General features: G+C 43.7%; 2 protein-coding genes and 1 pseudogene. 2 read left to right on the top strand and 1 reads right to left on the bottom strand.

All coding sequences use genetic code 11. From position 1 onward, the window contains the following. Positions 1-356 (top strand): annotated as a pseudogene (locus A3757_RS27965) (cryptochrome/photolyase family protein); the annotation flags it as partial. 99 nt (positions 357-455) lie between these two features. Beyond that, complete coding sequence (locus tag A3757_RS22515) at positions 456-890, top strand: DUF3429 domain-containing protein (RefSeq protein ID WP_068508353.1); 435 nt, start codon at positions 456-458, stop codon at positions 888-890. A gap of 35 nt (positions 891-925) precedes the next feature. Here A3757_RS22515 and A3757_RS22510 read toward each other — a convergent pair. After that, positions 926-1,159: integrase core domain-containing protein (locus tag A3757_RS22510; protein ID WP_156499779.1), on the bottom strand; the 234-nt coding region annotated here is incomplete at its 5' end.

Genomic DNA, 1,159 nt, shown 5'->3' with positions numbered 1-1,159 from the left:
TAGGGATTTATATCGATGCCTTACAGTGGGTTGAGCTACCCAATACTCGAGGGATGGCCTTGTTTGCTGATGGGGGGTGGATCGCCACAAAACCCTATGCTGCGAGCGGCAACTATATCAACAAGATGAGTGACTACTGTAAGAGTTGTCATTATAAGGTTAAAGAGAAGGTAACGCCCGACGCCTGTCCATTCAATGCTCTTTACTGGGATTTTTTTGGAAGGCATGAAGAACGCTTGGCCGACAATCAAAGGTTATCTTTTATCGCCAAGCAGTGGGCTAAAAAATCTGATCAAGAAAAGCAGCTCATTCACGAGAGAGCGCTGACATTGCTAGACAATATTGAAACGATCTAAATAGAGCTAGATCTATAAACTGGTATCAACAATAAAACAGTTCGAACGCTGCCAGTGCCTAATGAACGGTTTTACTCAGACTTGGAGTTAATCTGCCACATGAACAAAAATAAGCGTTGTATCGCAATATCCTTGACCTTTGCCGGAGCACTCCCTTTTTACTTGATCCCAAGTATGTATCTGTTCCTTTCTGATATGCACGAGACTAATTTGAACTTGGCTTTGCGTATATATGCCGCTGTGATCATCTCTTTCCTGGCGGGCATTCATTGGGGATTGTTTCTGCTTCGTGATGCATCCATCAATCTCTTCTTGCACAGTAATTTTGTCACTCTTCTAGCTTGGTTAGCAGCGTCTTGTGAGTCGATTTATAGTTCGCTCGTGTTCGCCTTCTGTTTTATCTATTTGCTGGTGATTGATCGAAAGCTATTTGAGGAAGAGGTGTTGGAGTCTTGGTTCATGAGGTTGAGATTGGTGATAACGCTTGTCGTTCTCGTTTCCTTGGTTTTTTCTGCAATGGTGTTTGACTGGTGAAACGAGTCAAGCAGAATGTGTTCTGCGCAACTAAATCAGGACACTTTTCTTAAAGAGTTTTCGTACTCGATTGGCGACATATCTTCGTTAGAAGTATGGAGCCGCTCTAAGTTGTAATAACGCATGTAGTCAGCCACATCATTTCTCATATGCTCTCTCGTTGGCTGGGGCACTTTCAAAACCCAGTCATGCTTTAAGCTTCCAAAGAACCGCTCCACAACAGAGTTATCCCAGCAAGCACCTACATCCCCCATGCTAGCTCTGATGCC

It is taken from the genome of Oleiphilus sp. HI0117 (assembly GCF_001635235.1).
Note: the sequence above shows the minus strand (reverse complement) of the source record. Positions and strands in the feature narration are given on the sequence as shown.